This is a genomic window from Mycobacterium sp. E3198 (assembly GCF_001667015.1).
GTDB lineage: Bacteria > Actinomycetota > Actinomycetes > Mycobacteriales > Mycobacteriaceae > Mycobacterium.
Window position 1 is genome coordinate 1 of the sequence record NZ_LZIS01000238.1, and the last position, 2,642, is coordinate 2,642.

Below are 2,642 nucleotides of genomic sequence, written 5' to 3' on the forward strand. Positions count from 1 at the left end.
CCGCCGTGGTGTCGAACGCCGACGCCTGATACCTCGGCGTCCGCTTCAGGTACTCCAGAGCTATCTCGTCCGGCAGCCAGTGGAAGAACGGCAAGTCGGCGGTGTGATCGTCGAAAAGCCATAGCCGATTGGGCGCTTCGATGACGCAAAGGATCCCGCCGTCGGCCAAGAGCTGCCAGGCGGCTCGCAGGCTGGTCAACCTCTCCTGGTACGTCATGTGTTCCAACGACGCGAAGAAGATGACGAAATCGAAGCCGGCATGATCGAAATGCGAAGCTATCTCGGTCGCATTCAGGTGATGCAGGGGCGGTTCGCCGAGCCCGAAGAAACGCAACCGAGCCCGCGACACGGCGAGGGACTCCTCCACCACGTCGATCCCGGTGACCTCGGCGCCTTGCTCGACCAGGGCCATCACGGACGACCCAGTACCGCAGCCGATCTCGAACACTCGCGCGCCGTCCAGGCGGCGGAGGCCATCCAGCCACGGCACGTATTCGTGCCGGTCGTAGATCAGCCGCCCGACGGCGTGCTCGTCCATGTCGTGGCGCCCAACCTGGGAATCCCAGTAGTCCTCGGTCGACCAGTTCTCGCGCAGGTATTGACGAAAGCCGTCGACGCCCACCGGATTCAGGGGCGTGAAGCGTCGACGCAGCTCGGCGGTGGTTCCCCGGTCGGCGCGCCAGATGATTCGGCGGGCCGACTCCTTGGCGGAGTTTTGCACGACGGTCATCATCGCATCCGGCGGCCGCCGCCAGGCGGGCAATACTTATGTTCGGCGTGAAGCCAATCGGTCGAGTTGCGGGCCGTTTTCCTGCGGTTAGGCTTCCTTGGTGACTGAAAGCCCGTCGTCATATCTGGTGCTGGCTTCTCAGCGCAGCGGCAGCACGCTGCTGGTCGAATCCCTGCGCTCCACCGGGGTGGCCGGCGAGCCCCAGGAGTTCTTTCAGTACCTGCCGGCCACCAGCCAGTCCCCGCAGCCGCGGGAGTGGTTCACCGGCGTGGACGACGAGTCGATCCTGGGTCTGCTCGACCCCCTGGACGCGGGGACGCCCGACCTGGCACCGCCCGAGATCTGGCGCGACTACATCCGCACGGTCGGGCGGACGCCCAACGGCGTGTGGGGCGGCAAGTTGATGTGGAACCAGACACCGCTGCTGTTGAACCGCGCGAAAGACCTGCCGAATCGATCCGGCGACGGCCTGCGCGCAGCGATTCGCGACGTCGTCGGCGAGGAACCGCTCCTCATCCACGTGCACCGGCCCGACGTGGTGTCGCAGGCGGTGTCGTTTTGGCGCGCGGTGCAAACCCGGGTGTGGCGCGGCAGGCCCGACCCGGTCCGCGATGCGCGCGCCACCTACCACGCCGGCGCGATCGCGCACGTGGTCACCATGCTGCGGGCCCAGGAGGAGGGCTGGCGAACCTGGTTCGCCGAGGAAGGTGTCGAGCCGATGGAAGTTCCGTATCCGGTGTTGTGGCGCAACCTGACTCAGGTGGTGGCCACCATCCTCGATGCGTTGGGGCTCGACCCGCGCCTGGCGCCCGAGCCGGCGCTGGAACGCCAGTCCGACCAACGCTCCGACGAATGGGTGGAGCGGTACCGCACCGACGCCGAGCGGGACGGGTTACCGACCTAACTCCGGCGAAAGCGAATCGGTTGGCCCCCAACGCCGGCCACGCCACGCTTCCCAGGATCCCCCGGCGACGCCGTGAGCACGCTGCGCGTCGACGCGCAGGAAGCCGAGAAGGAGCCGGCGGAAGCTCCATTGGGGCGTAACCACGCAGCGAACGCCGGACGGTAACCTGGCGGCCGTCATGTTGATCACGATCCTGGTGATGGCCGTCGCCGTGAGCCTCGAACCGTTCCGGGTCGGCATGACGGTGCTGATGCTCAATCGGCCCCGGCCAATGCTGCAACTGCTCGCCTTCCTGTGCGGCGGCTTCGCGATGGGCCTGACCGTGGGCCTGGTCGTCCTGTTCGTGCTGCGCCGCAGGCTGCTGGGATCGACGTACTTCACATTGCCCAGGGTGCAGATCGCCATCGGCCTGCTGGCACTCGTGATCGCGGCCGTGGTGATCGTGAAGCCCGACACGCGCCGCGCCGTGGTGCCCCAACGGTTGGCGGCACAAGCCCAGCGATTGCTGAACGGGCGTTCGTTGTGGGTGGCGGGAGCGGCCGGGCTGGGAATCGCGCTGCCATCGGTGGACTATCTGGCCGCGCTGGCCGTCATTCTGGCCTCGGGCGCCGCGGCCGCGTCGCAGGTCGGGGCGCTGGTGATGTTCAATGTCGTGGCCTTCGCGCTGGTGGAGGTTCCGCTGCTCGCCTATCTCGTGGCGCCCGGAAAGACACGCGCCACGATGGGCGCGCTACACGATTGGATCCGGTCGCGACGCCGCATCGAGGTCGCCGCTCTGCTGGCGGGTGTCGGCTGCGTTCTGTTGGCGGTGGGCTTAGCCGGCGCCTGAACGCTAGGCGGGCGTGGGCGCCTGCGGTGTGGCCACCGCCACGGGTTCGTTCGCCACGTCCGACTTCAGCAGCGGCCAACCCTTGCGCAGAACGTGGTCGAGCCAGGCGCCGGCGAGCTGCGAGGTGAGCACGGCCGCGACCACCAGCGTGGTGTAGAACTTCGAGCTGATGATCCCGG

Annotated in this window: 3 protein-coding genes; 2 read left to right on the forward strand and 1 reads right to left on the reverse strand. The window is 67.7% G+C overall.

What is annotated here, in order from left to right; translation table 11 throughout:
• Positions 1-730 (reverse strand): bifunctional 2-polyprenyl-6-hydroxyphenol methylase/3-demethylubiquinol 3-O-methyltransferase UbiG (locus tag A5673_RS24360; RefSeq protein ID WP_197518466.1); only part of this gene is annotated, 730 nt, incomplete at its 3' end.
• 100 nt (positions 731-830) lie between these two features.
• Here A5673_RS24360 and A5673_RS24365 point away from each other — a divergent pair.
• Positions 831-1,634, forward strand: coding sequence for a Stf0 family sulfotransferase (locus A5673_RS24365; RefSeq protein ID WP_068238574.1), 804 nt, complete (start codon positions 831-833; stop codon positions 1,632-1,634).
• A gap of 178 nt (positions 1,635-1,812) precedes the next feature.
• Entirely contained in the window at positions 1,813-2,463 is a 651-nt protein-coding gene (locus A5673_RS24370) for a GAP family protein (protein ID WP_068238576.1), read from the forward strand.
• The last annotated feature ends 179 nt before the right edge of the window (positions 2,464-2,642 follow it).

Bases quoted from the DNA above. Each gene is read 5' to 3' on its own strand.
- A5673_RS24370 (WP_068238576.1), top strand. From the start codon at position 1,813: ATGTTGATCACGATCCTGGTGATGGCCGTCGCCGTGAGCCTCGAACCG.